The 26,069-nt window shown below is 34.3% G+C and carries 15 protein-coding genes; 1 reads left to right on the top strand and 14 read right to left on the bottom strand.

All coding sequences use genetic code 11. The features are described from left to right. Positions 1 to 119 precede the first annotated feature (119 nt). Complete coding sequence (locus V6246_RS12855; RefSeq protein ID WP_304405795.1) at positions 120 to 314, top strand: Lacal_2735 family protein; 195 nt, start codon at positions 120 to 122, stop codon at positions 312 to 314. 55 nt (positions 315 to 369) lie between these two features. Here V6246_RS12855 and V6246_RS12850 read toward each other — a convergent pair whose 3' ends face one another. The 14 genes from V6246_RS12850 to V6246_RS12785 all read right to left on the bottom strand — a co-directional run bounded on the left by V6246_RS12850 (position 370) and on the right by V6246_RS12785 (position 26,019). Beyond that, positions 370 to 2,325, bottom strand: a complete 1,956-nt coding sequence (locus V6246_RS12850) for a hypothetical protein (protein ID WP_341560872.1) — start codon at positions 2,323 to 2,325, stop codon at positions 370 to 372. An 18-nt stretch (positions 2,326 to 2,343) separates the two neighbouring features. Beyond that, entirely contained in the window at positions 2,344 to 5,100 is a 2,757-nt protein-coding gene (locus tag V6246_RS12845; RefSeq protein WP_341560871.1) for a six-hairpin glycosidase, read from the bottom strand. A gap of 11 nt (positions 5,101 to 5,111) precedes the next feature. After that, entirely contained in the window at positions 5,112 to 7,409 is a 2,298-nt protein-coding gene (locus V6246_RS12840) for a heparinase II/III domain-containing protein (protein WP_341560870.1), read from the bottom strand. Positions 7,410 to 7,659: 250 nt separating this feature from the next. Beyond that, positions 7,660 to 8,610, bottom strand: a complete 951-nt coding sequence (locus V6246_RS12835) for an SGNH/GDSL hydrolase family protein (RefSeq protein ID WP_341560869.1) — start codon at positions 8,608 to 8,610, stop codon at positions 7,660 to 7,662. A gap of 94 nt (positions 8,611 to 8,704) precedes the next feature. Further along, entirely contained in the window at positions 8,705 to 10,072 is a 1,368-nt protein-coding gene (locus V6246_RS12830; protein WP_341560868.1) for an alpha-L-fucosidase, read from the bottom strand. Between the two features lie 6 nt (positions 10,073 to 10,078). Further along, positions 10,079 to 11,635, bottom strand: coding sequence for a sulfatase family protein (locus V6246_RS12825; RefSeq protein WP_341560867.1), 1,557 nt, complete (start codon positions 11,633 to 11,635; stop codon positions 10,079 to 10,081). 23 nt (positions 11,636 to 11,658) lie between these two features. Further along, positions 11,659 to 14,025, bottom strand: a complete 2,367-nt coding sequence (locus V6246_RS12820; RefSeq protein ID WP_341560866.1) for a right-handed parallel beta-helix repeat-containing protein — start codon at positions 14,023 to 14,025, stop codon at positions 11,659 to 11,661. 1 nt (position 14,026) lies between these two features. Next, the gene (locus tag V6246_RS12815; protein WP_341560865.1) at positions 14,027 to 14,902 is read right to left on the bottom strand and encodes an alpha/beta hydrolase; all 876 of its coding nucleotides are present in this window, start codon (positions 14,900 to 14,902) and stop codon (positions 14,027 to 14,029) included. A gap of 13 nt (positions 14,903 to 14,915) precedes the next feature. Beyond that, complete coding sequence (locus tag V6246_RS12810; protein ID WP_341560864.1) at positions 14,916 to 17,726, bottom strand: heparinase II/III domain-containing protein; 2,811 nt, start codon at positions 17,724 to 17,726, stop codon at positions 14,916 to 14,918. Positions 17,727 to 17,745: 19 nt separating this feature from the next. Further along, positions 17,746 to 20,418, bottom strand: coding sequence for a hypothetical protein (locus V6246_RS12805; RefSeq protein ID WP_341560863.1), 2,673 nt, complete (start codon positions 20,416 to 20,418; stop codon positions 17,746 to 17,748). Between the two features lie 79 nt (positions 20,419 to 20,497). Continuing rightward, a complete protein-coding gene (locus V6246_RS12800) occupies positions 20,498 to 22,171 on the bottom strand; it encodes a sulfatase family protein (RefSeq protein ID WP_341560862.1) in 1,674 nt (557 codons plus the stop codon). 26 nt (positions 22,172 to 22,197) lie between these two features. After that, complete coding sequence (locus V6246_RS12795; protein ID WP_341560861.1) at positions 22,198 to 23,598, bottom strand: glycoside hydrolase family 30 protein; 1,401 nt, start codon at positions 23,596 to 23,598, stop codon at positions 22,198 to 22,200. A 2-nt stretch (positions 23,599 to 23,600) separates the two neighbouring features. Further along, positions 23,601 to 25,589, bottom strand: coding sequence for a glycoside hydrolase family 97 protein (locus V6246_RS12790; protein WP_341560860.1), 1,989 nt, complete (start codon positions 25,587 to 25,589; stop codon positions 23,601 to 23,603). 7 nt (positions 25,590 to 25,596) lie between these two features. Next, a complete protein-coding gene (locus V6246_RS12785) occupies positions 25,597 to 26,019 on the bottom strand; it encodes a hypothetical protein (RefSeq protein ID WP_341560859.1) in 423 nt (140 codons plus the stop codon). Between the last annotated feature and the right edge of the window lie 50 nt (positions 26,020 to 26,069).

The following is a 26,069-nucleotide window of genomic DNA, read 5'->3' as shown; positions in this document are numbered from 1 at the left end:
TGTTATAAAAAAATAACCGGCTTACACAAAACGTATCCAACTGAAAATCAATTAAAAAGAATTAAATAATTAAACAAAAAAGTGTATATTTATGTTCTACTTAATTCCCTTTAATCGTTATGAACCGAGTTGACAGTATTAAAACAGACCAACATAGATTAAGCCAACGTTACAAAGAACTTATAGAACAGGCTTATAATTTCCGACAAACAGATTCCGCTTTAAGTGATATTTCGGAATATCGAGCTATAAAGCTTCTCCATAAATTAAACCGATTAAAATACCTGATTAGAGATACTAATATTTATGAGTAGCATCTTTTCTTAATTCAACTAAAACTGATTATAGAACAAAGCCAAAATCACATTTTTAATTATATAGAGGTGTATACTTCATAGTTATGCTTCCGTTAGCTAAAGGCTCCTCAAAATCGATACCTATCCTAACAGCTTCTTTTCCTTCTCGTAAATATTCTACAGGAACATGTTCTGGGTTAATAATAACTTTATCGCCACTACTTTTTATTTCAACCTTCACTTTTTGATTTTTCCCCGTAAGTATAATAGTGCTTTCATTAACAATTTCATATTTAGAAAACGTCATAATTGCCGTTCCAAAAACTACGGGTTTTGTCGTTTTAAAATCGTCTTGAATCGTTATTGTTCCCGTTCCAAATTTATCATTCACCATTGTTCTAGATAAAGATTCAAGCACAGGCAATTCATACGCCGCACTAATATCCATAACCACTTTATCTTCTGTATCAGTGAATTTGGTTTCTGTTATTTTTCCTTCAAATTGACGTCCATTAGATTGCAAAGTATCATCTATTCTAGGAACAGGGTGCCCCCAAGAACTTCGTGCTTTATTTTTTGGAGAGAAAGACCCCGCACGATATGATGGTGCACCGATATCTCCTGAAATTAAATCTTCCCCTAAAACTAAAATATAAGTTCCTACATCACTATGATTGTGGTTTTCTTTATTGTGCCCAGCTTTAACCGCTACAGAAAATGGTACATTTTGTTTTCCTCGCGAAATAACCATTCCAAAATCGTTAAAATAAGAATGATTTGGTACTTCAAACGTTCCTAAATTTGTTGTATTTCTTGTTGTATAATCTTCTGGGTTTTTCCAAACAATAAGTTGTTCTACAGCTTGATCTAAAATATTTTCAATAGGTTTTCTTGCCCCATATTGTTTTGCTGCCAATACATAAGCAAAATTTCCTTCGTTATTTTTAACGATAGAGCTACCATCGGCAAAAGGTGCAAATTTTTCATTTTGAATATGGAAATTCTCAGGAAAATCGGCTACTCTATTCAGTTTATCAGGATCATGACCTTCAAATAAATTAATTTTCCCATCGGTATAATCGAAAAGTATTTCGGCTAAATATAAGTAATGGCCAAAACCATAACGCCAATACCCAACACCCTCAGAACAATATCCGTCGGCTCCAAAACCACTGACATAATGTTTCATACTATTAATTGCAGAACCTATAGCAGCAATACGCTCATCTCCATCTGTTGCATTTGCTATAGACGTAAAAACGGCACCACTAGTACACACGGCATTCCAATTACTTTTACCATCAATCCAATGGTTATTTTCATCGGGAACCTTACAGCTTTGCAAGTAATTATCCGTGATTCTGTATTGAAGTTGTGCTTTAATTTCGTTTCTAAACTCTGGTGATAATTGATCTTCCAAAAGCGTTTCAGCTACAGCTAAAACCGACCCAAAACGTCTTGCTCCTAAATCTATCGAAACTCGTTTTCCTTCAAGAACGCTATTATTTCTGTCGTCATGGTTGGGATGCAACCACGATTTCATATCCATAATCGCTCTTAAATACGTTTTAATTTGAGGCACAAAGCGTCCATTATTTTCTAAACATTCAGCTAAAACAAAATGCTCTAAACGTATCATGGTATCGTAATACCTCGGTTTATAAATAGCCCGATTTCCTTCTTTATTGGCTCTTCTATAAATTTCATCTGAAATAGGAACTTCAGGAGCTTCATTCAAAAATGATAATGCCTTTTTTAAATAAGTTTTACCCGATTCGGTTTGGGCGACTTCATTCCAGAATGTTCTATCACTAATTTTTGGTGCCGGTTGAAAGGCTTCATTCGGAATCACCTTTTTAAGCATTTCTATTTGCTTCTCCGAGGGATAAATAGTTTCCCCGTTGGCTTGTTTTAAATATTCCTTAATATCTAATTTATCTTTTTCAATATCAGTACATCCAAAAATAAACGTAAATGATAATAAAGAACAAAAATAAATTGCTGCTTTTAGACTTCCCTTGAAATTCATGTTTGTGATTTTTTCAGATTATTTTATTGATCGAAAAGTTCCAATATTGAATTTCTTTTCTTCGTTATTAATCCGTATTGTTACTGGCACTTCATTATCTAAAAATAATTCGCCATTCTTTTTCTCAAGTACTACATTTCCTTTTTCACTTGCTGAAACCTTAATCTCTTTTGTTTCTAATTCGGTTCCATTACCCATGAACAATATAAAATCACCGTTTTTTTCCTTACCGAACACAGCATATATTGCATTTGTAGCCATGTTGTTATATTTCACCTTTTGATTATTAGTGGTTGAAAAAACAAAATCTTCTCTTCCTGATTTGTGTTTCACATGAAGCCCAACAAATTCTTTACTTCCGTTTTCATCTTTAAAACTTGATATGTTTACAATACTTTTTCCTTTTGTTGAAGTAAATGGTTCATAAACTGAAACAAATGGTTGTTCCCAAGCAGCTCCAAATTGTCTCGCTGCAAAAGTTAAATACGGTGCCTTATCTACGGCATATGGCAAACCATGATTTCCTTTGAAAGCTTTATGTGGAGGTGATTTTAGCGAAAATATTTCTCTGTTTTCTGCGCCCATCATCCAAAGATTCATAAACACATCTTCTTCTCCTTCTGGCCTATCAATCTTCCATTGCGCCTGATAATCTTTATTCGTTTTTATTGATTTTTTATCCCATTGATAATCGAACGCGTATAAATAACCGCCAGCAAAAGCCATTTCTTCCGAAGGCTTAAGATCTAAAGGATTTCCTGACGCATCTAAAACCTCCATGCTTTGACCTAAATTATGATAAAAGTAATCGTGAAATTTATCGCCTTCACGTTGCTTTTTAGAACGAAAAACATCTACATAATATCCCGTGATTTCTCCTGTTTTTACAATACTCACCAAACGACTTTGATCACTTCGTGTTTCTGGCTCTAGAAAGTAAACATCGGAATAGGTGATATTTTGATAATAATCTTTCTTTTGTTCTGACTTCGGGTATTCTCCCATCAAATCGAACGCATGATTACTAAACATTTCGGTATAAGATGATACGCCATCTACCATAACTGTATTGTGTGCTGGAAACTGCGAATAAAATTCTAAGTATATAGGTTGTAAATAACCTGCACCCTTACCAGGATCTCCACCTTGTACAAAACCTTTTCCGTACAATTCCATGTTAATTCCATTAGCATGCATATGATTTCCTAATGATCCATTTAAGGAAGCCATCATTCCATTTTTCCCAGTGCCCATACGTTGTACATGCCAGCTTACATTGGGCGCATAAAAGGTTTGAGTCATATAATCGTCAATATCACTTTTTGTATATTTTGGATTTAGCTCTAAAGGTTTACTTGCAAAAAATGAACTAATATTAGCCCTCGGCTTTCTGTTTTTATCTGATTTTTGGTCCTCTGCAAATAAGCGATATAATCCTGTAAAATCTTCTTCTAAGGTTTTATTATTATTTTTCTGAGCAACACGAATTAAATTTGAAATAGCCTCCGTGCCTATACCTCCGTAATTAGAATCGCCAAAAGCAACTGTTTGCCCATTAGGAAATAAGTATTGCGGTAACATTTTAACAGCCTTCTCCATCACTGGCATGTATGGTAAAATATTATGATCGAAAGTGTTGTCAAAATCTTTAATAAACGTTGTTAAATCTTTAGTTACACCTTGAGAATACCCAGGACACTCCGCCCAAACACCATTATTCGGATCATATCCAAAATTCATGAATTTGGTTAAAGACCACTGACGTGCGGAAGTCTTATTTAGAATATAATCGATATAGTATTCCCTTCCCTTTTTATCTTCGTAAAAGGCATCGTCTTTTAATACCATTGCCGCCTTTAAAATAACCTTAGCTTGATGCAGATTCCAGTTGTTTTGTGGTACTCCATTTTTAATAATTTGATCTGTCCATCGTTTTATGGTTTTATCATACATAGGAATATTTTCAGCATGATTAGCTTCAATATACTGATGTAAAAAATCATACAGTTCAGCCACATCTATAAGCACACTTTCATGAATCACCTGAAAATTGGTAAAACCAACAAGCGTTTGAATATGTCCATTAAGCAAATCAATTGGCTCGCTTCTATAAGACATTCCTTCTAAATACGTATGAATAATAGCATTGGCAAACTTGGCATATCGTTCATCATTTTCCAACCAATAAATAAATGCGGCATCACGTGCTAACTCAATGATTTGTTCGTTGATTGAATAAATTACCCGACCTGTTTTAGCTATTGCAGCCCATTCAAAAGGATTTCCATCTTTACTTTTATTGGGTAAATACAAACCTCGTGGATCGTCCATGTAGGGAAGAATATCTTCTAATTTTGGTGTTCCGTATGGTGTAGTATAATCTCTAGAACCTACAAAACGAACGGTAGGCACAGGGGCTTCGCCATCTGCATGAGAATAATTCATGCCATTTACATAAACATTGGTTGATTTTGTTTTCCAATACATTTGTAACCTAGAAACCATCCATTCTGGGTCGGTAACATGGCGTTCTACATATGTATCAATACGATTATGAATACCTTCTAAAACATTTGCAGCCCACTGTTCTTTCTTGATTGTTTTTTCTAAATTCTTTTTTTCGGATTGCGTGATATGCAACCGTGGATAACCTTGCTCTAAATTTCTAGGAAGCGGAATTTGAGCAAAACCACTTAACGAGAACGCACTAAAAACAAGTAAAAACAATGACACAGAAACGCTTTGCTTTCTATTTATTTTTTTCTTTTTAACCAACATATATAGGTTTACTTTAAAGTTACTTTTACTATTTTATTTGATGAATCGTAACGCCCATTTTTAGAAATACCATTCACTTTAAGTGTTGATTTCTTATTAGAACTATACAAACTCACTGTTGCATTTTCTTGACCTTGATAGATTACTTTTGGTGTTGCCGAAAAACCTTCTACTAAAGCCGTGTATTTCGATAAAGAATGCATTAAAACTTGATTATCACGACGCAAATAACTGCCGTGCCCGATAAACATTTCATCAATATTATTGATTTTTGTTTTATCAACATCAGCTTTAAATTTTAAAACTGTTAAATAAGCATCGGTTTCCCAACCATTCATATTAATGACACTATTACGGTGTTTTAGTCTGCCATCGGCCAAAAGATTAAAATACACTTCTGTTGTTTCACCATTTTGCGTGATAGAAACTCCTAAAAAGTCTTTCCCTTCAAAACGTTTAATAACTGGTAAGTTCTCTTTATTTTCTTCAGTTTTTAAAGTAATTGCAGAAATAAATTTGGTTCTAGCTGTTTCTTCAAAATGACTGATAGACCAATATTTTGATCTGTTTTCTGGATGATGATCTTCATATCCCAACTTTTCTTCTAAACGCATTTGCTCAGGAAAATCGTGAGGTAATCCTCCTTCCGGAAAAGTTGCTGGAAATAATGAATTTACAATAACCTCAGCATCGCCATCTTTTATAGATAGGTCTAAATCTTTACGTTTAGATTCGCCATTGTAATGCAGTAACCACTCGAACTTGCCTGGTTTATGTGCTAATAAGTCGTCTATCACTAAAATAACATCGCCAACCCAAATAAAATTACGATAATTACGTGCTAATGTTTGTGCATAAGGTCCTGTGGCATTGGCTAAAATGTATTTAAAATTGTCGCCTTCAATTAAATTATGAAGCGATCCGGGGTTTGCAACTCCGAAATAAGGATCTTTTCTATTCTGACCTTCACCATTAAAAAGCACTACATTATGCGCTTCACTTTGGCAATAATATTGAGTGTAAAGCGGATTTCCATAAGATGCATTTCCAGAATCTATAATTAAATTTTTTCCATTATGAAACAAAATATACGATCCGGCATCGGCATGCGTATGGTTCCAAGTAAAACCAGATTTCACGGCTAACATGGTAGCATTTTTATCCCAGGAATTACGCATAGTTGCCCACCCCATATCTTTAAACAAATGTGATGTTGCTAATTTAGGTGCATAATTACTCGCTATTTCTGGTAATTTAGGGTGTAAAATGAGTCCGTTAGGTGTATCTAATTGCAAACCTTCTTTATCATTTCCCGCACTGGTTTGATTAATGTACCATGCATAATCGTTTTTCTTATAGCCCAATTGCCATAGCAATGTTAAGCATGCGTTTCCTGTTTTATTGATAAAACTATCTCCAAAGTTTACAGACATTGGTTTTCCTTCTTCAACATAATAAGTGGTTTGAATAAAGAAATCGCCTATTTTATCTAAAATTGGTAAATCGACCTGTTTTGTGTTTGGTAATGCCGATTGCAACGCAAAACGAAACAATAAATATTGAGAAATACCGTAAGACGCATAGTTTATACTTTCGTAAAAGCCACCGTCCTGATCGAATGTTGGTGGTTTATTCTGCAATACACTACCCGAATAGTTAACAAATTCGGTAGCGGTTTGAGCAATATCATTCACCCAATTTTTAGCTTCCGGAACTTCGTTTCTAATTGCTAAGGAGCTAAAACCTGCCATATAAACACAAGCACTCCACCAGTTATGCCCCATAGTATCAAACGTGTGAAAGTTTGAATTTGGCAGTAACCAATCGTCTAAAGCAGGTTGAATACCAACGCGCACTAAATTTTCAGCAATATCCTTCCGTTCTTTTTTAGTTAAGTAATCATAAATACAATCAAACCCTATAGAAACGAAAAAGCTAGTATGCGATGTATTTAAACCCCCTTTCCAAGCTGGTGTTCTGTTTAATAAATTAGCGCCTTCCCAAGTATCTTTTGAAGTATAATCTATCAATATTTTTTTAATAGTTTGGGCATATTTCTCATCACCCGTCATACGATAGGCTAATCCTAACACTTGACAATTATCGGCTTTAAATCTATCTTTTAAAACTAATTCATTAGCATATTTTAATTGCTTTTCCCAGCTGTTTTTTATATCATCATCAACCGTAATTTGCTTTTTTAAATTAGCAATATTACTATCGGTGTACAACAGATAATTTCTTTTTTGGGCTGTGACTATCATCACAAAAAAGCAGCAAATAATAAATGAAATTCCTTTTTTCATAGTTCTAAAATGAAACATTAATGTTTAATATTTATATTCTATTCAATATTACTTATTTGTACATTAAATAAATATAAACCATTAACCATTGTGTGTAAATTATAGCTTTTATCTATCGATTCTTATTTTTTTTAATCACAATAAGTCATAAAAAAAAGCCAAGACTAACTAAAATTACTTTTAGAAAATCTTGGCTTCCGTAGTATCTACAATCAAAAAATCTTGCAGATTATATTTTTTACATCATGTTCTACTTCTTCAAAGCCTTCTTTATAGCCGCTTTAACCAAAGGTTCCATAATAGCATAACCATCTAAATTTGGATGTACCGTATCTCTACCATAAGCCTTTATTAAACCTTTATCTGCATTTACCATTGGTGTGTAATAATCTAAATACACAATGTTATTCTTTTTAGCATATGCTTTAATTAAGCCATTAAGTTCGCTAATTTTTGCTATAGGTTCTACCGACGGACTCCAAGAATAGCTACTAGCAGGAAGTACAGAAGCTAAAACTACTTTTATGTTATTGGCTTTAGCAATTTCGGCCATTGAAAAAATATTATCTGCAATTTCTGCGATAGAAATAGGACCTCTATTTCCAGCAATGTCATTAGTTCCTGCATGTATCACTACAGCTTTCGGATTTAAATTAACCACATCTGGTTTAAACCTTAACAACATTTGAGATGAAGTTTGCCCGCTAATACCACGACCTACATAATTGTTTTCAGTAAAGAAATCGTCATGAAACATCACCCATTTTTCGGTGATAGAGTTCCCCATAAACACCACTCTATTTTCTTTTTTAGTTGGTGCTTTCAATTCTTTATTTGCTTTTCTATACCTTCCAAAATTTGCCCAATCATCATTAGGTATTAATTGAATTTTAATAACTGAAATTTGCCCTACAGGTGCCTGTTCAGGTAATAAAACAGTTAATTTATCATCAATCAATTTTATTTTTATTTTTTTATCAGGATCAGAAAGTAATCTCGCCTCTCTTGGTTTAATGGCTCTATTTATAACTAGTTTACCATCTTCTGGCCAATTAACAACATGTGCCATTAAAAAACCTTCTTCACCTTCAGCATATGCCCCCCATTCTGGTTTTTCATAAGGCAAGGTTTGAGAAAATCCAACACCAACATTTAATGTAAAAGCAATGGTAAAAATTATTAACGCCTTGTAAACATTCATCTTTTATATATTTTATGTTTTACTAGTTTAAACAGACAAACAACCCAAAAGTTGTCTGTCTATTAATCACTATATAATCTACTTAATACTTCAATTAGTTTGCTAACTCAATTTTAACAACAGAAACCGTGGCGTCCGGCGCTAACATTGGCACATCTACTAATACATCTCTAGATGTTGCTAAAGCATTTAATGTTTTACCAGGAGCTGATAATAACGTTGCTTTTTTAACCTTAATATCTTTATTTAATTTTAATACACCATCTTTTGGCCAATCGAAAACATGTGCATAAACAACGTTATCTTTTTTAGTATAACGACCCCATTTTGGTTTCTCATAAGGACTTGCAGAAGCACCATAAACAGCTTCACCATTTATTTTTGTCCATTCTCCCATAGCATTTAAGCGTCTAATACTTTCAGCAGGAAATCTACCAAAACCATCAGGGCCAATGTTTAATAAGAAGTTACCACCTTTAGAAACGATATCTACTAATTTCTCTATTAAATCCTCACTGCTTTTCCAGTTATTATCCGATGGTTTGTAACCCCAAGACCCATTCATAGTCATACAAGCTTCCCAATCCGAATCAATTCCGGTATCTGGAATTTCTTGTTCTGGTGTTCCAAAATCTCCAGCAAATTCTCCTGGATGATTGTTCATCCCATCCATTCCTGTTCTACCTTTATCAACTCTATTATTTACAATAGTGTTAGGTTGAATATCACGAATAAAACTGTAAAGTTCTTTTCCCATTTCGGTAGTATAATCAGAAATCCAATCGCCATCAAACCACACCACACCAATGTCTCCATAGTTAGATAAAAGTTCTTTAACCTGAGGTTTCATATAATTTTTAAAATACTCTGGAAATTCTGGATTCACAACCGATGGATCATCATGCTGCGCAATATTATAATTTGGATACAAGTTTCCTTGTGCTTGCGGATGGTGCCAATCTACGATAGAATAGTATAAACAAAATTTAATACCTTGTTTTTTACAAGCTTCAGATAGTTCTTTCACAATATCACGCTTAAAAGGCGCCGTATCCATCACGTCATAATCAGACACTTTAGAATCCCATAATCCAAAACCTTCATGATGCTTAGAAGTCAATACAATATACTTCATCCCAGCATTTTTAGCCATACTTACCCAAGCATCAGCATCAAACATAACAGGATTAAACATTTCTGGAAATTTCTCGTAATCTTTAACGGTGTAATCTAACTTATCCATGGCCCACTCTGCACCACCTCCAGCTATTTTTGTACCACGTTCTCCACCAATGATAGAATACGCTCCCCAGTGGATAAACATTCCGAATTTAGAATCGCGCCACCATTCCATACGTTCGTCATCAGACAATTTTTTCTTGCTGGAACTTTGAGCAAAACCCACATTAGTGTTTAATGCAATCACCAATGCTAGCAATAGTATTTTGTTTAAATTTTTCATTTTCTTTTATTTAGTGTTTATAGTTATTTTCTTTTCTGTTTTATATGTATCTAAACTGTTTTGCATTTCTTTTACTACTTCTGGATATTGTGCATACAGATTATTAGTTTGAGAAATATCTATTTCAAGGTTATAAAGTTGTGCTGGCGGTGCATCTTTCTTTATTTTACCATTTTCAATATCACTATTAATTTCTCCGGCAAAAGATATTGCTGCTGGTCCTCCAAAACCATGCGTACCTTGTTTACTGGAAGTAAAACCTCCACCACCTTGTGCTCCAATATATAGCCATTTTCCTTTACGTAAAGTAAGGTGTGATTTTTTTTGAGGAGCTAATAACACTTCATTTCTTATTTGCTTATTGGTTTGACCAGTTATTGCTGCTAAAATATTTTTACTATCCATGCCTTGTCCTGCTTCAAGTTTTTGTCCCGTAAGCGCTGCAAAAGTTGCTAACATATCAACATTACAAATTAACTGATTAGAAACTTCGGCTGCCTTTATTTTATTTGGCCAATGTGCTATAAATGGAATACGATGACCGCCTTCCCAAGCATCAAACTTAAAACCTAATAAATCACCATTTAATCGGTGTCCATCTTTCCATGCCTCTTGCCCTGTAGCATTAAACATACCTCCATTATCACTAGTAAATAGTACTAAAGTGTTTTCCGCTACGCCCATTTCTTCAAGGGTCTGCATAACTTCACCAACAATCCAATCTAATTCATGAACAAAATCGCCATACAAACCACTTTCACTAGTTCCTATAAATTGTGGTGCAGGTGTAAAAGGATGGTGAATATTCGTTGTGGCAAAATACATAAAGAAAGGGTTTTCTTTTTGCGATTTCATCCAACTAACGGCTTTATCTTTTAAATGAGTTCCTACTTGATCATCCACATATAATACATGTGCTTTATCTGCACCTCCAATAGCATTTAAGTGCATTTTTTCAAAAACTTTTTTTGTTTTTGCTTTTTGCCCATAAACAAACGGATCATCTTCTGTCAATCCTACAACATCATGATTTTCAACATATACAAAAGGCGGATGACTATTTACAACAGGTACGCCATAATAGTAATCAAAACCAAGTTCGTTTGGACCAGGTGTTAATGGTTTATTCCAATCTACAGGTTCAGTTGTTCCAAAACCAAGATGCCACTTTCCAACACAAGCAGTTGCATAACCCGCTTTTTTAAGGATGGAAGCTATAGTTTCTTTTTGAGTATCAATCACTAACTTATTCTTAAGAAAAACAGGGCTATTTAAACTGCCATGTCTAACAGGATATTCCCCCGTAAGTAAAGCATAACGAGATGGTGTACAAACTGCCGATGCTGCATGTGCATCTGTAAACATTCGTCCTTCTTTAGCTAATTTATCGATATTTGGAGTATGAAGTTTTGTGGCACCATAACAACTCAAATCACCATAACCAAGATCATCTGCATTAATTAAAACAATGTTAGGAAACTCTTGTTTTTCTTGAAAAGCAAAAGATAATTGGCTAACAATTGAGATTAAGCAAAGTATTAGAACGTTATTACCGTAAACCATTATATTATTTTTTAGAGCTATCCTTATTTAGTGTTTATAGTTATTTTCTTTTCCGATTGATTACGCATAATAACCAAGTCCAATTTATTCGTTTTATTTTCAACATTAATTTGAAAAAAATCTTTTACAGTTTTCACCTTTTTACCGTCAGCCTCAAGAATCACATCGCCTTTTTTAAGTCCGTTATTTTTCACAGCAGGGCTACCCGACCAAACTTTTAAAAGAATAACACCTTCTGGAGTATTTAAACCATAAGCCGATTGTTCTTGCTCAGATTCTACACTTTTTAAGTCGTTACGTAACCAAGCCACAACAAGATTTCCTTTTTTATTTTCTTCGGAAGGATCTCGCATCACTGGAATTTCTGGCGTTTTGGCCATTTTTTTCAACTCTGCATTCTGAACTCCAAATTGATCCATAGGAAAGTTTTTGAAACCTATTTTTAATGCAGGTGAATTTTCAGCAACCGAAAAGTCTAATGATGCTGGATCTTTAAACATCGGATCGCCAAAAGCACTATGTAAATCTCTATTGTAAATCTGTGCTTTCAACATCGATTCTTCATTCGGAAAAAAGTTGTAATCCATCTCTTTTCCCCAACCAGACAATCTAACATCTTGATAGCTTTTTTGAACAATATTATGTTTAAAAACATCTTCACTATTAACAAACCAAACATGTGGATGCAGAGAATTATTCACCATAATATTATTTTCGGCAACACGATTAAAACCTTCACGCAGTTTTAGTCCGCTATTTAGCATCAAATTGTTATAAATATGATAATTTGATGAACCATCATCTAAATCAACATCCCAACCATGATCGCAACGAAAACGGTTATTTCTAATAATAGTCGTTTTTATGGCGTCCCATTTTGGCATATCTGCATTAGCCGTAGTTAAACTATCCATAATACCACGGTTTGGATGCCAAAAACGGTCTCTTCCCCATGAGTTAAACGAACCATGATCGCTAGTTTCTAAAACAGTGTTAAAGACATCATTAAACTCCAAAACATGTCCGCCCCAAGTACCATCCCCAATATTAATACCAGCTCTTGGCACATCGTAAATACTATTACGACTTACCGTAATATCCATCGCCATAGCAATTTGCACACCGGCCGTTTGTTTTTCAACACGACCAATACGGTGAATTAAGTTATTATCCACCAAACATTCACGCGGATACAATTCACCTTTAGGTCCAGAAACAGTATCCATTTCTGCAACAGGCACAAACTCTCTATAAGTTAAAGCTGGCGATCTTACAGCCGACACATCGCCCACAAATGAAACAGCACTCGCTCCACAATCGTGAATATAATTATCCTTAATTTCTAGTCCTTTATTATATTTACTCGCCATAATAACGTTACCACCTAAGTTGGTAAATTCACTATGCTCTACTTTACAGTTTTCAGTGCCTTCAAAAAAGACTACAGCACCACGATAAATCGTCCAGTCGCTACGTAATAACGGCTCGAAATCTTCCATAAATGTACGTGCAGTATTTTCGAATTTAATACCCGAAATGGTAACATCTTTTACAGGGTTTTCCAAAGTTCCAACCACTTGAATTAAATCTTTTAATACTGACACTTCAAGATTTAAATCGTTAATAGCACTTATACTTTCTGGCCAATAGAATAATTTATTTCGTTTTTTATCTAAAAACCACTCGCCTGCACTATCAAGTTCTTCAAACACATTTTCTACCATACGGTATTCTTCATGTGGTTTTGAACCTCTATTGTTTTGTTGACCTCCACTTAAAATTGGTGTTCCATCATCGTTAACTCCTGTTATTTCAAAATGAAAACCGCCCCATCTTCCGTTGTGTAATGCATTAAAAATTGCACCTTCAGGATTTGCCCAAGTTGCAACACGCTCTTTAGAAATAGCATCGGCAGCATAACCTTGCCAATATTGAGCATTCTCATCATAATTTGGATAACGCGCTAAAATTTGTGGTTTTCCGTTTACTAAAAACTGATCGAAATCTAAACCTGCAGGAATGTCGGTTACAAAAATATTATTGCTAAAAGTCTTCCATTTAGCCTCTAAAACCTGAGATCCTTTTATACTAACTTCCGAAGCACCGGCACCTTTTATAGTTAAACCACTTAATGAGGCTGGTATGTTTATAGCCTCCGATAAACGATATGCTCCTGGTAAAATATTAATAACAACCTCAGCATCCGTATTAGCCGATTTTATTTCAGTTGCTTTTTTTATAGCTTCAGAAATATTTGAAAAAGGCGCATCCTTACTTCCGTTTGCATTGGCTACTTCATTTTGAGATACATAAATTTCCGTAATATCCGTGGTCGACGAACAAGACATCATAAAAACAAAAAATATTACAATTACACTTAGTTTTTTCATCTTAATTTTCAGCTTTAGTTATTGTTGCTTTTCCTTTTAAATAGCCCAGCGATTGTAAAAACAAATCGGCTTCATAAACCGTTTCATAGTAATATTTACCTTTCTTTTTAGACTTATTAAAAAAGCCATGTTCTTGCCCTTCATATATAAAAAGATCACATCGACTTCCTACCGCTTCCATTCTAGATTTATATTCTTTTCCTGTTGCAACCGGTATGTGTTTATCATTATCTCCTAAAAAGAAAATAGTTGGTGGTGCGCCTTTTGTAATATTATGCATTGGTGAAATTTCCATATAACGATCGCCAATACGCTCGTAACCATAACCGCCTTCGCCATTATCTATTACAGGGTTAAACAAGATTAAAGCAGTCGCTTTTGGACTTACCGAAAGATCATCTGTAGATTCATTTAAACCCGGAAGCAATGTTGTTGCAGCTGCTAAATGCCCTCCTGCAGACCCTCCAGAAGCCACCATTTTCTTGGTATCGATTCCGAAGTCTTTCGCATGAATTTTTAAATAGCGCATAGCCGACTTCGCATCTTTTACAGCTTCAAAAGGCGATGTTTTATTACGGCTTTTTACACGATAATCTACCACCGCAGTCACCATACCTCGCGAAGCAAAATATTTAGATTGATCTTCAAACTGCGTAATGGTTCCGCCATTCCATCCGCCTCCAAAAAAGAAAACTATAGTTGGATATTTTTTCTTCTTTTTAAAGTTATCAGGAAAATAAACACGAAGCATTAAAGAATCGTTATTAACTACTTTGTAAATCGCATCTTTAGTAACAACATCTTGATTATTTTGACCATTACATGATGCAAAAATCATTAAACCTAATACTGCAAAAAGCGCTTTTTTAAAATTCATTGTCTATCTATTTTTAATTTTTATCGAATACAATTTCTGCGTTTTCATAACCTTTCTCTATTTTAAAAACTAACTGGTCGTCTCTATTCCGATTGGTTGTTCCTTTTCTACTTCCTACTAATTTACCGTTTTCATATAAACGTAATTCCGCAGGTTTGTCTCCTTTTACAAAAGGCATGTTTATAGTGATTGCTTTATCGGTTTGAAACTTAAACCCTTGGTCTGTTTTTTCAATAGATAGAGTAAATGGCTCGCCAGCTGCTACAATATCCCAACCGTTATTTTCAAATTTATACATTCCTGAAAGGAATAAAAACTCTAATTTATCACTTTGTTCCGATTGTCTTGTAACAGAAAGTAACCCTTTTTGATATAGGGCATCATTTTTAACAATATCAGATTCTGAAGCATTAAGAATGATACGATCCTTAACCGTTTTATCATTCATTAACACATCAATAACTTGCGTATTTGGGTAGTCTCTAATAGTTGAATATGATACTGCATTAACCGGGTTTTCTTCACCTTCGAAATAAGGATTAAAAACCATCGCGAATGGATTTGCCCAAGCCGATGCATTACGCTTTACAATTAAAGTTTGTATAGAATCGCCAATAACCTCAGCAGGTGCCGTACCAGACCCTCTTTTTAGTACGTTAGATTTTGGAGCCAAAGCTGTGTAAATACTTTGGTCCGCACTTCCTTTAATCCAAATTTTCATTAAATTATCTGGTGCGTCGCTGGTTTTCAATCTAAAAAGTGCCTGAACATCTTTGGTTGTTTCCAACTTCTTTTTATTTGTAATATAATCGTAAGCTTTAATATCTCCCTGTTTACTTCCAAAATCTGAAGTTGATTTTAAAACAAGTGCTTTAAAATTCGAATCTAAAATTTGAAGCGATTGTCCTAAATTATGATAAAAATAATCGTGACGTTGGTTACCACCTTCTTCTTTTTTAGAACGAAATACATCTAAAATATATCCTTTTTCACTATTCGATTTTATAAGAGCCGTAAAACGTTGTTGGTTTGCTTTTGTCTTTGGTTCAAAAAACGACACCTTAGAGAAAGTTAACTTATCAAAAGTAGGTGTTGTGCTAACCTCCGGGAAGTTATTATCCAATTTAAAAGGATGGTAACCACGCATGGCATTATAATCTGACACCCCATCCACTACAACCGTGTTGTGCGCCGGAAATCTAGAATAATATTCTCTATGGTCTGTATGCCAATAACTAGAACCTTTACCCATATCTAGACCTAAAGCATATTTATTAGCAAATAATTCGATTGAAATACCATTTACATGGGAATGATTTCCGAAGGAACCAGCCGTAGAAATCATCATAGCATCATCGCCTTTGCCTAATCTTTGATTAAACATACTCACGTTAGATGCATAAAATGTTGGTGAGGTTAACTTCTCTAAGCCATTTTCGTTCGCATCTCCCTTTTTTAAATGATCAACATAAAAAAACAATTGAAATAAATCGTTTGCCTCACGCTCATATTCCCCTTTAGAAATCATTTGGTCTAACAAGCCAGAAATAACCGCTTCTTTTTCTTCATTGCTATATTTACTATAATTTGAAATTAAAAGTTCGAAATTTTCTGGAGGTAATGTTTTATGATTCGAATCGCCAAAACCTACCGTGTAACCACTAGGAAATAAATATTGAAACGACGCTAATGCTGCTTTCTCTATAATAGGAAATTTAGAAAGCTCATTATTGTTAGTCGAGTTATCTAATAAAGTAAAAATATTAAGTAAAGTGGTAATAACATGCACAGAATATGAAGCACACTCTGGCCACATACCATTTTCTTGATCGTAAACTAGCAACGATTCTTCAATTGATAATTGACGTTCTGTAGATGTAGCAAACGTATGATCTAAAAAGTACTCACGACCTTTTCCGTTTTTGTAAGCATCATTATTATCTAAAGTTAAAGCGACGTAAGTTAAAAACCGAGCCTGAAAAAGATTCCAGTTATTATCTGGTATCCCGTTAGTAATAATTTGATCGCCCCATTTTTGAAACACCGCTGCACTATGGTCTAAATTTACTTTTTCATCTTCAAAATAATCATACAGAAAATCGTATGTGGTTAGTAAACTAATTAGAATTTTTTCATGAATGACTTCAAAAGTTGCCAATCCAGAAATACGCTGTTGTGTTCCGTTTTCTAAATCGATAGGCGCATCTCTGTAATACATGCCTTCTATATAGGTTTCGAAAACTGGCTTTGCAAATTCAGCATATTTTTTATCGCCAGTAACCCAATACAAAAAAGAAGCATCTTCAACCAAACTCATAATATGGCGGTTAGTACCTTCAATGGCATGCCCAATTTTAGATGGGTGAACCCATTCTTTTTTCTTTGTTTTTTTATCAGCTAAATAATAACCACGAGAATCATCAAAATAAGGTTCAACGTCTTCTAATTTAGGTGAAGAATATTCCGTGGCCCAATCTCTAGTTCCCGAAAAACGAACGGTTGGTACAGGTGCAGTTCCTTCAGAATAAGCAAACTCACCACCTTTTAGAAACACTTTATTATGCTTCGTTTTCCAATTCATTTGTAATCTAGAAACTAGCCATGTTGGGTCGTTCTCCACATACTTTAAATACTTTTCTAGATTAGCAATTTTCTTATCGACTAAGCTTTTTTTCCACTCAATAGATTTTATGCTGTTTAAAAAATCCTTTTTAGCGGCATTGGTAGCATAAATTCTAGGATGTCCAGATTCTTGTGCTTGCAACATAGAAGCACAACAAATGATACCAACCATTAGGGGAATTAAAAAAAATTTCGTTCTCATTTTCATACTCTTTTTTTTGCTATTTAATTTCGATATGTTGTCCCGCAGGATATGTTTTAGACTTCCCTTTTTTAAGTTGAATTAAAACAGGTTGATTAGAAGAATAGAAATATTTACCATTTTCAATTTTTAATTCTGCCGTAACCGTATCATTAACCGCTTCAATTTTTAAATCGCCTTTTTGGATATATTTTCCTTTTCCTAAATACAAATATTGAAACGCATTATTTTCTTCGGAAACAACCGCAAATGTGCCTTGAAACTCTATGTCTTGAGGTGTTTGATAAACCTGACTATCTGTAGCATTCAAAATATATTGTGTGCTATTTTTAGAGTTTACAGCGATACTAACAAAATGCTCTGAAGTTTTTATTTTTTCAATGGTTTTAATTGATTTCTCTCCCGTTTCGTAAGATTCAAAAACAGATACAAACGGATGTTTAGCTCCGTTAATTCCATTTTGTCTAACAATTAAAGTAGGCGTTGTTTCAGGGCTTTTATTTACTTGCCCAGGCGTAATGTCACTACGTAATGTTGTTGGTGGTGCATCTACCGCGTAAAGTGCTCTTTTGTTTTGCCCCATCATCCACATGTTAACATGTAATGCAGGTGATACGCTGTTGATATCCCAAGTGGCATTAAAATCTTCGGAATAGTTTACCTTTCTTTGATTTTTGAAGAACCTATAATTGTCATCATATTTCACACCTAAATCATCAACGTTCTCTAAGCTTAAAGCCTTATTTAATGCGTTTTTAAGTGTAACGGTATTTCCTAAGTTATGATGAATATAATCGTTATCAGCTTGATCCGATCTAAATACATCTACATAATATCCAGAAGTTTCGGAAGTACGAATCATAGCTACTAAGCGTCGTTTTTCATCAGCAGAAACATCAGAAAATGAAACATTCTGAGATGTTTCCGAAGTATTATAAAACCCATTTGTAGTATCTACAGCTGGATCCATAGCGTTTATGGTAATATCGCCTTTTCCATATCCAGGAACAATGGTATTAGAACCTGTAATTCCTCTGTGATAACCTGCATCTGAAGACCAATACGATTCGTAAGCTGAAGCATCAGGCGCTAAAGCCCAACCTTTACCATAGAATTGCATAGCCAAACCATTTTCTGCCAAATGCGACTGGTATTTCCCTCCATACAAAGTAAACATTAAACCATTGTTTTCATCGTTTCCGTTTCTCATAATAATGTGTTTATGAAAAGGAGAATAGGCCGCTTTATGAAAAGGCAAATCGCTTCCTGAACCTTGTAATGGTTGATTTAACACAATACCTTGCCAGTTAGACATATTTCTATCATACTGACCAGAAGCTATGTTTTTACGGATAACAGTTGCCATTTTTTCGGCAGTTTCCGTATCACCTTCCCAAGTGGCATAAGTTAATAAAGATTCAAAAGAAGAAATATTTGCAGGACCTCCACGCATATCTCCAAAAACCACTAAATTTCCGCGAGCATCCAACCAACCTAAATTTGCCAAGGCTGCTTTAGAAATAATTGGATTTCCTGCCAAAGTATTGATTCCCGATTTATAAAGTTTAACACCCATTTCTAAAACCAAAGGAATCATAGACGAAGCATAGCCTGGAGATTCTGGCCATAAGCCAGTTGTTGTATTGTAATAATCCATTATTTCTGGCAAAGCCGCACAGTAATCACTAGACTTTTCGGTGTAAAACGGAATGTAATATTCCTTTCCTTTTCCGTCTTCATAAAAATCGTTAGGCTCTAAAACGAGCATGCTACCCAAGACGTTTTTGTAACGGTTTACGTTCCAGTTTCCTTTTTTTCCACCACGAATAAGTCCGATATCTATAAAACGTTTAAAAACAACACCTGCAACATCAGCTGGTGTTTTATTAATAGCTTTTAAGTGCTCGTGCGGGTTTTCATTTAAATAATCATAAAGAAAATCGTAAGCAATAGCAGTTGGCATTTGTCTATCATCGTGAATTACTTCATAATCATAATAGCCCATAATACCACCTGGCTCGTAACCACCAGAACCTTTTGTCGATTTTTTAGGATCTAAAGGCGGTTCCATATAATAAGTGCCCAATAACCAAGTCCATAAAATATCTGAAGAAAACTTAGCATATTTTTCATCTTCGGTTACATAATAAGCAAACGCAGCTTGTTCGGCTAGCGTTAATATTTCCATATTATTAGCACGTATCATGTGTCCGGTTTCCTTATACGGAATTAAAACAGGCGTTTTATCGGCACTAGAACGACTTATACCAAGCAAATCTCCCGATTCGCTATACGGAATTCTATCTTCTAAAGGCACGTTTAAATAATCGTTCCAAGTACGCATACCCGGTAAACGCACGGTTGGTAATGGCGCATTGCCTTCACCATAATCCCAGTTTTGATTTTTAATATAACATTGTGTAAAATGAGCACCATCTTTCCAATACATCGCTAATCGAGAAACTATCCATTCCGGATCTTCAACATGACGATTTACATGCGGATCTATTGTAGAAAGCAAATTTTCCCAAGAAGCTTTTGCCCAAGCTTCATTTTTAATTTTAGCAACTATTGAAGCCTTATCCGATTTACTTGCATAAAGTTTAGGATGGCTTGTTGCTTTTTGTCCATAGCTAGAGCTTTCAACTAAAAACAAAAGGATTAATAAGGGTGCTAATTTTGATAATTTCATCTAACTAAAAAACTGTTTTATGATTTCTATTTTATGAAGTCTGAATATAAATTCAGACTCTATATTTTAAATATTATTTCTAATGCAACGGCACCGTTTCAATATCTGGGTTGTTTTGAGCTTCAAGATATTTTCTAAGAATTTCTTGATCTAACTCCGAACTATCACCATACTGTTCACGTAATTCCGCTAGTTGTTTTTTAAGCTTTACAACTACATCAGCATAAGCAGGATCGTTTACTACATTTTTCATTTCTTGTGGATCATTTTTGCGATCGTAAAGTTCCCATTCATCCACATCATAATAAAAATGTGCTAGCTTATATTCTTGTGTAATAATGGCATAATGTCTTTTCACCATGTGAATACCTGGATATTCGTAATAATGATAATACACCGCTTCTCTAGTCCATTCGTCTTGATTTCCTAATAAAAGAGGTATTAAACTTTCACCTTGCATATCACTAGGTGCTTCAATTTGAGCCGCTTCTAAAATGGTTTGCGCAAAATCTAAATTCTGAACCATTTCAGTGTTTGTAATTCCAGCCTCAATAACGTTTGGCCATTTAATTAACAATGGTGTTTTAAACGATTCATCATAAACAAAACGCTTATCGAACCAACCGTGTTCTCCTAAATAAAATCCTTGATCGGATGTGTAAATCACCATAGTATTTTCATCTAAACCAGAATCTTCCATGTAATCTAACAAACGCCCAACATTTTCATCAACAGATGCAATACAACCTAAGTAATCTTGCATGTAGCGTTGGTAACGCCATTTCATTAATTCCTTATCATCCATTTCTGAATATTTCGCTTTGAAATCTTCCATAACAGGACGATAAACAGAATCCCAAACAGCACGTTGTTCTGCATTCATGGCGCCTACTTCACGCTCAAAAGCTTCCAAATCCCAACCAGACTCATCTTTTAAACCTAGCTCTGCCATAAGCTCAGGATAAATTTTAGCATCTCCAGCCCAGTTCATGTGCTTTAACAAATTCATTTCTGCAGTTTTTGCAGCAGTACCTCTACCTTCGTAATCATCGAACAACGTTTCTGGCTCAACAAATGTTTTTTTAGTGTATTCTTTAAAATGTCTTGGTGCTGGCAACCACTCTCTATGTGGTGCTTTTTGCATTGAAAATAACATGAATGGTTGCTCATCGTCTTTATTTTTTTCTAACCATTCTAAAGTCATATCCATTATAATATCCGTTACATAACCTTCTACTGTAATTTGGCCATCGTTGGTATTAAAAATAGGATTATAGTAACGCCCTTGCCCTGGTAAAATTTTAAATTCATCTACACCTTTTGGATTGTTTCCAAAGTGTAATTTACCGAACATAGCTGTTTTGTAACCTGCCTGTTGCATTAACTGTGGAAAGGTAGTTTGCGACTCATCGAAAGGAAATACGTTATCTACTTTACCATGAATATGGCAATGTTTACCCGTTAAAATAGTAGCTCTAGAAGGCGCGCAAATAGAGTTTGAAACACAGGCATTGGTGAATTTAATTCCCTCGTCTGCAATACGATCTATATTTGGCGTTTCAATTAAATGATTGCTGTACGCACTAATGGCCTGATATGCATGATCATCAGACATCATAAAAATAATATTTGGTCGTTTAGCAGGAAGTTCTTTTTTAACTACTACAACCTCTTTTTTTTCTTTTGATTTACAGGAAACAATTCCTATTAAAAGAAATACCGTTAATAATTTTAAAATAGTAAGTTTTTTCATAATTGTATTCTAATGATTATTTGTAGTTAGATATTTAAAATTATAACAGCTAAAGAATTACTTGGAATTTCAACCGTTTTTCCTTCATCATTTCCTATTTGGCATTCGTAAATCTGCGCTTCATCTTTACTGTTTTGAAGGAGTACATAAACTTTCCCTTGATGCTTTATTGAAATCAAATCGGCTCGAGAAAAGTTAGCAATACGCTTTGCGCCTGGCACTAAATACTGACTCATAAAACCAATAACAGCATAATCGGGGTTATAAGTTACTTGTTTTGAGTTTCGGTCTATATTAATTAGCGAATTTTGCTTCCAGGCCCAACCACTTTCAGTAGTTTCATTTAAAATCATATTCCAATAACAATAATTTGGAACCCCTCTATTAATATAATTAGCAATCTCTTTTAATCGATTTGATGCTTGTCCCCAATTATTTTTTCCATCATCACAATTTCCTTCGGTATGCATTAAGTTTACTTCTGGATAGACATCTTTGGTTTGCTGAATATAAATTCCACCTGTATATTGAATTCCAATACCATCATACAAGTTTCTATATTCATCGCTAGCGGCAATTTCAAGAGCATCTAAACGGCCGTAGCTTCTAAAAGTTCCTGCCCAAATTTCAGTATCAATATTGTCCTTTTCAAATTGTGGACGTAAATATGATTTTACTAATTTGTTCATTTGAGCTACCGACATATCGTTAGACGGATATTTAGTATTTGCATCATTTTCATTTTGAATAATTAACCTATCTACACTAATTCCTTTTTCAGCGTAAGCTTTAATATATTTTGAAAAGTATAACGCATAAGCTTCATAAATTTTAGGCTCATCTATTAATTGATTTTTATCTAGAAATTCTTCTCCTCTATCCATAAAACCTGAATATTTCATCCATGATGGTGGACTCCAAGGTGAAGCAAATAATTTTAAGTCCGGATTCGCTTTAAATGCTTTTTGTAAATAAGGGATAACTGTTGTTTTTTCTCTTTCAATTGAAAAATACTTCATTTTATAATCGTCTGCTTTTTCAGCATAACTATATGCATCGATCCCAAAATCACTAGCACCTACAGCTGTTCTATTAAAGACAAGTTGAGCACCTTGGTTTAGACTAAAAAGATTCGTTATAACTTGATCTTGTAATGCCGATGGTAGCGACATTAAGGCCTCTCCTCCTATTTCATTAAAAGCACCTCCAAAACCTTCCAAAGTTTGAAACTCGATATATGGATATAATTTTATTTTATTCTTTCGGTTAATAGGTGTTTTTGAATCTTTCCCTATAAATTTATTTACATTAATTTCACCATTGGTAATTTTCCCCGATAATTTAATAGCATGTACCTCTATATTGCTTTGAGACCATACAGTTACCATTGATAAAAGACAAAAAAGTAGTGTCGTCGAATTTTTCATAATTATTTAACTCTTTTTATTTGGACAGCAAAACCATTATTGCTTTTTACGTTTAAATTTAATTTTGATTTATTTGAAACTTCAATCTCTTCTATTTTAACATGAGTTCTAGTTTCGATAGTCTCGTCGTCTGTATATAATTTAGCTTTGTAACTTTGATTTTCATCTAAAAAAGAAAAATCTAACAACACGTTTCGAGCCGCTTCTCCATTAATTCCTCCAATATACCAGTCGTTTCCTTTTCTTCTAGCAATAACACCTATCTCTCCAATTTCTGCTTCTAGCACCTTAGTTTCGTCCCAAGTGGTTGGTACATTATCAAAAAACTCTAATTCCGGTTCATTACCAATAGTCTTGGTATCACCCCAAAGTCCATCTTCTTTAATTGGAGCCAATGGCGCTTTATCATACCAATACAAAAACTGTAACGGACTAAAAACACAAACCGTTTTTGCTAATTGAGAGGCATGCGACCCCATGGCGTTCACTCGAGAACTATAATAACAAACCGTATTATCCGATGCGCCAGCAAGTGTACGTGTAAACATACTAATAAGGGTGTGCGCGTTAGGTACCGTTTCTTCGTCTCCTCGAATACCTTCTTGAGTTAAAAAGTTTGGATAGGTTCTAGAAAATCCTGTTGGTCTATATTCATCGTGTACATCAATAATCATTTCATACTGCGCTGTTTTTTTCACAGCCTCGTGCATCCATGCAGTAGCATCTTGATCGCCTACACGAACAAAACCGTATTTAATTCCGGCAACACCCCATTTTTTCAATAATGGTAAAACTTCATCTATTTGTTTCTCTAAAGCCCGACGATTTATATATAGAATTAAACCAATCCCTTTTTCTTTTCCATAAGTCGTAACAGCTTCCATATCTAATGGCCCTTTAGATCTTTTTGGGTCTAAAGTTACTGTGGTAGCATCTGAGCTATTCTTCATTTCATCGCCATACCAGCCTGCATCAAACATAATATATTGCATATTATGCTCGGCTACAAAATCGATAGCGGCATAAGCGCCTTGCGTGGTAAGCGTGGTTTCTCTTAAAACTTTACCTGGCTTAATCCAAGATTCATCTGCAATAGCAGAAGGGTCATTTAAATTTTGAATTAAATAATTATTCTCTAATAATTCACCTTCATTTTTAGCCATCATAACAACACGCCATGGCGATTGAAATGGTAATTTTTTACGCACTTTCGCTCCAACTTCTAAACGTTTAGAAATGATAGCTCCAGAAATGGTATCCTGTTCTTGCTTACCCATTTTACCATCTAAACTAGAAAGAATACTATATTTTGAAGACGTCCCTTTATCGAAACTTAAACGTGCATAATCCACTAACTTTGCTTCAGCTAAAGCAACTTTTAAACTATCGTGAATTTCGATTACAAGCGGACGCTCACAACCTTTTCCGAGTATAGATAATGGAATTTTTTTATACTCACCTTGTGCCGTTAAAACACCAGGACCACGTTTTGGTGTAGCCCAAACGTTATAATCTTCCTTAAAGTTGTAGTGAATATTTTCGGCTAAGCCTATTTCTTCTATATTTTGTTGCTCCGGAATTTCATAGGCAAAGGCAACACCTTCGTTGTATGCTCTACCAATAATATTTACCTGAGTTTCACCCAATTTTAAAAATATTTTTATTTGATTATAATGGTCTGTAATTGTGCTTAACTCAGCAAAATTAGATTTCCACTCGTTATTTTCTGTGGATATTTCGGTTTTTAATATGGACAAATCACCAGAAAAATCAATCTCATTAGATAATAACTCCAATATTGAAGATTGAATAACCTCTTGCTCACCGTATTTTACTAAAAAGGTAATCGCATCACTATTTTCATAATTCAAAAATGTGATATTATTAATACCGTTAGGAGAAACAACCGTTGTTATTTCAGCTTTTTTACAACTAACAAACAACATCAAACAAAGCAACACTAAACTATAATATTTTAATATTTTCTGCATTATCTTATTATTTTAATCCTATTGCAATCTCTTGAAAATTCATGGCTGGCACTTTAAAGTTAACCACATTTTTACCATTCATTTTTAAACGCTCACCTCTTAATTGTTTAAAACCAAAAGTTAAAACCACTTCACCTTTTTTATAAGTATCTGGAATGGTTAGCAGCATCACATCATCGCAAGTTAATTGCATATTATTGCCATAAACTAAAGTTGCCGCACCCGATTTTTCACCTAAAATTTGAATAGAAAAACCATCTTTCTCAATAAACTTCCCTGTGCCTAAAAAAAGTGTTGTTTTGTTTTCTTCGGAAGTAACCATACCGAATGTACCGTTAAAATTGATGTTTTGAAAAGGGTATTTACCAATAACATCCGATGAAAACATAATATCCGTTCTATCTTTAAGACTTTCTATTTTTAATCCCACATAGCTTTTATTTTAGGAAATATAAATTGCCCATAATTTGCCTGTGCAAA

The sequence above is a fragment of the Algibacter sp. TI.3.09 genome, assembly GCF_038154905.1.
In the GTDB taxonomy this organism is placed as follows: domain Bacteria; phylum Bacteroidota; class Bacteroidia; order Flavobacteriales; family Flavobacteriaceae; genus Algibacter.
The sequence above is the reverse complement of the archived record's forward strand: the minus strand, read 5'-3'. Positions and strand labels throughout refer to the sequence as shown.

Excerpts from the sequence above, each read along its gene's own strand:
- V6246_RS12815 (WP_341560865.1), bottom strand. The coding sequence starts at position 14,902 with ATGAATTTTAAAAAAGCGCTTTTTGCAGTATTAGGTTTAATGATTTTT.
- V6246_RS12805 (WP_341560863.1), bottom strand. The coding sequence starts at position 20,418 with ATGAAATTATCAAAATTAGCACCCTTATTAATCCTTTTGTTTTTAGTT.
- V6246_RS12790 (WP_341560860.1), bottom strand. The coding sequence starts at position 25,589 with ATGCAGAAAATATTAAAATATTATAGTTTAGTGTTGCTTTGTTTGATG.
- V6246_RS12820 (WP_341560866.1), bottom strand. The coding sequence starts at position 14,025 with ATGAAAAAACTAAGTGTAATTGTAATATTTTTTGTTTTTATGATGTCT.
- V6246_RS12825 (WP_341560867.1), bottom strand. The coding sequence starts at position 11,635 with ATGGTTTACGGTAATAACGTTCTAATACTTTGCTTAATCTCAATTGTT.
- V6246_RS12850 (WP_341560872.1), bottom strand. The coding sequence starts at position 2,325 with ATGAATTTCAAGGGAAGTCTAAAAGCAGCAATTTATTTTTGTTCTTTA.
- V6246_RS12810 (WP_341560864.1), bottom strand. The coding sequence starts at position 17,726 with ATGAGAACGAAATTTTTTTTAATTCCCCTAATGGTTGGTATCATTTGT.
- V6246_RS12840 (WP_341560870.1), bottom strand. The coding sequence starts at position 7,409 with ATGAAAAAAGGAATTTCATTTATTATTTGCTGCTTTTTTGTGATGATA.
- V6246_RS12800 (WP_341560862.1), bottom strand. The coding sequence starts at position 22,171 with ATGAAAAAACTTACTATTTTAAAATTATTAACGGTATTTCTTTTAATA.
- V6246_RS12830 (WP_341560868.1), bottom strand. The coding sequence starts at position 10,072 with ATGAAAAATTTAAACAAAATACTATTGCTAGCATTGGTGATTGCATTA.
- V6246_RS12795 (WP_341560861.1), bottom strand. The coding sequence starts at position 23,598 with ATGAAAAATTCGACGACACTACTTTTTTGTCTTTTATCAATGGTAACT.
- V6246_RS12855 (WP_304405795.1), top strand. The coding sequence starts at position 120 with ATGAACCGAGTTGACAGTATTAAAACAGACCAACATAGATTAAGCCAA.
- V6246_RS12835 (WP_341560869.1), bottom strand. The coding sequence starts at position 8,610 with ATGAATGTTTACAAGGCGTTAATAATTTTTACCATTGCTTTTACATTA.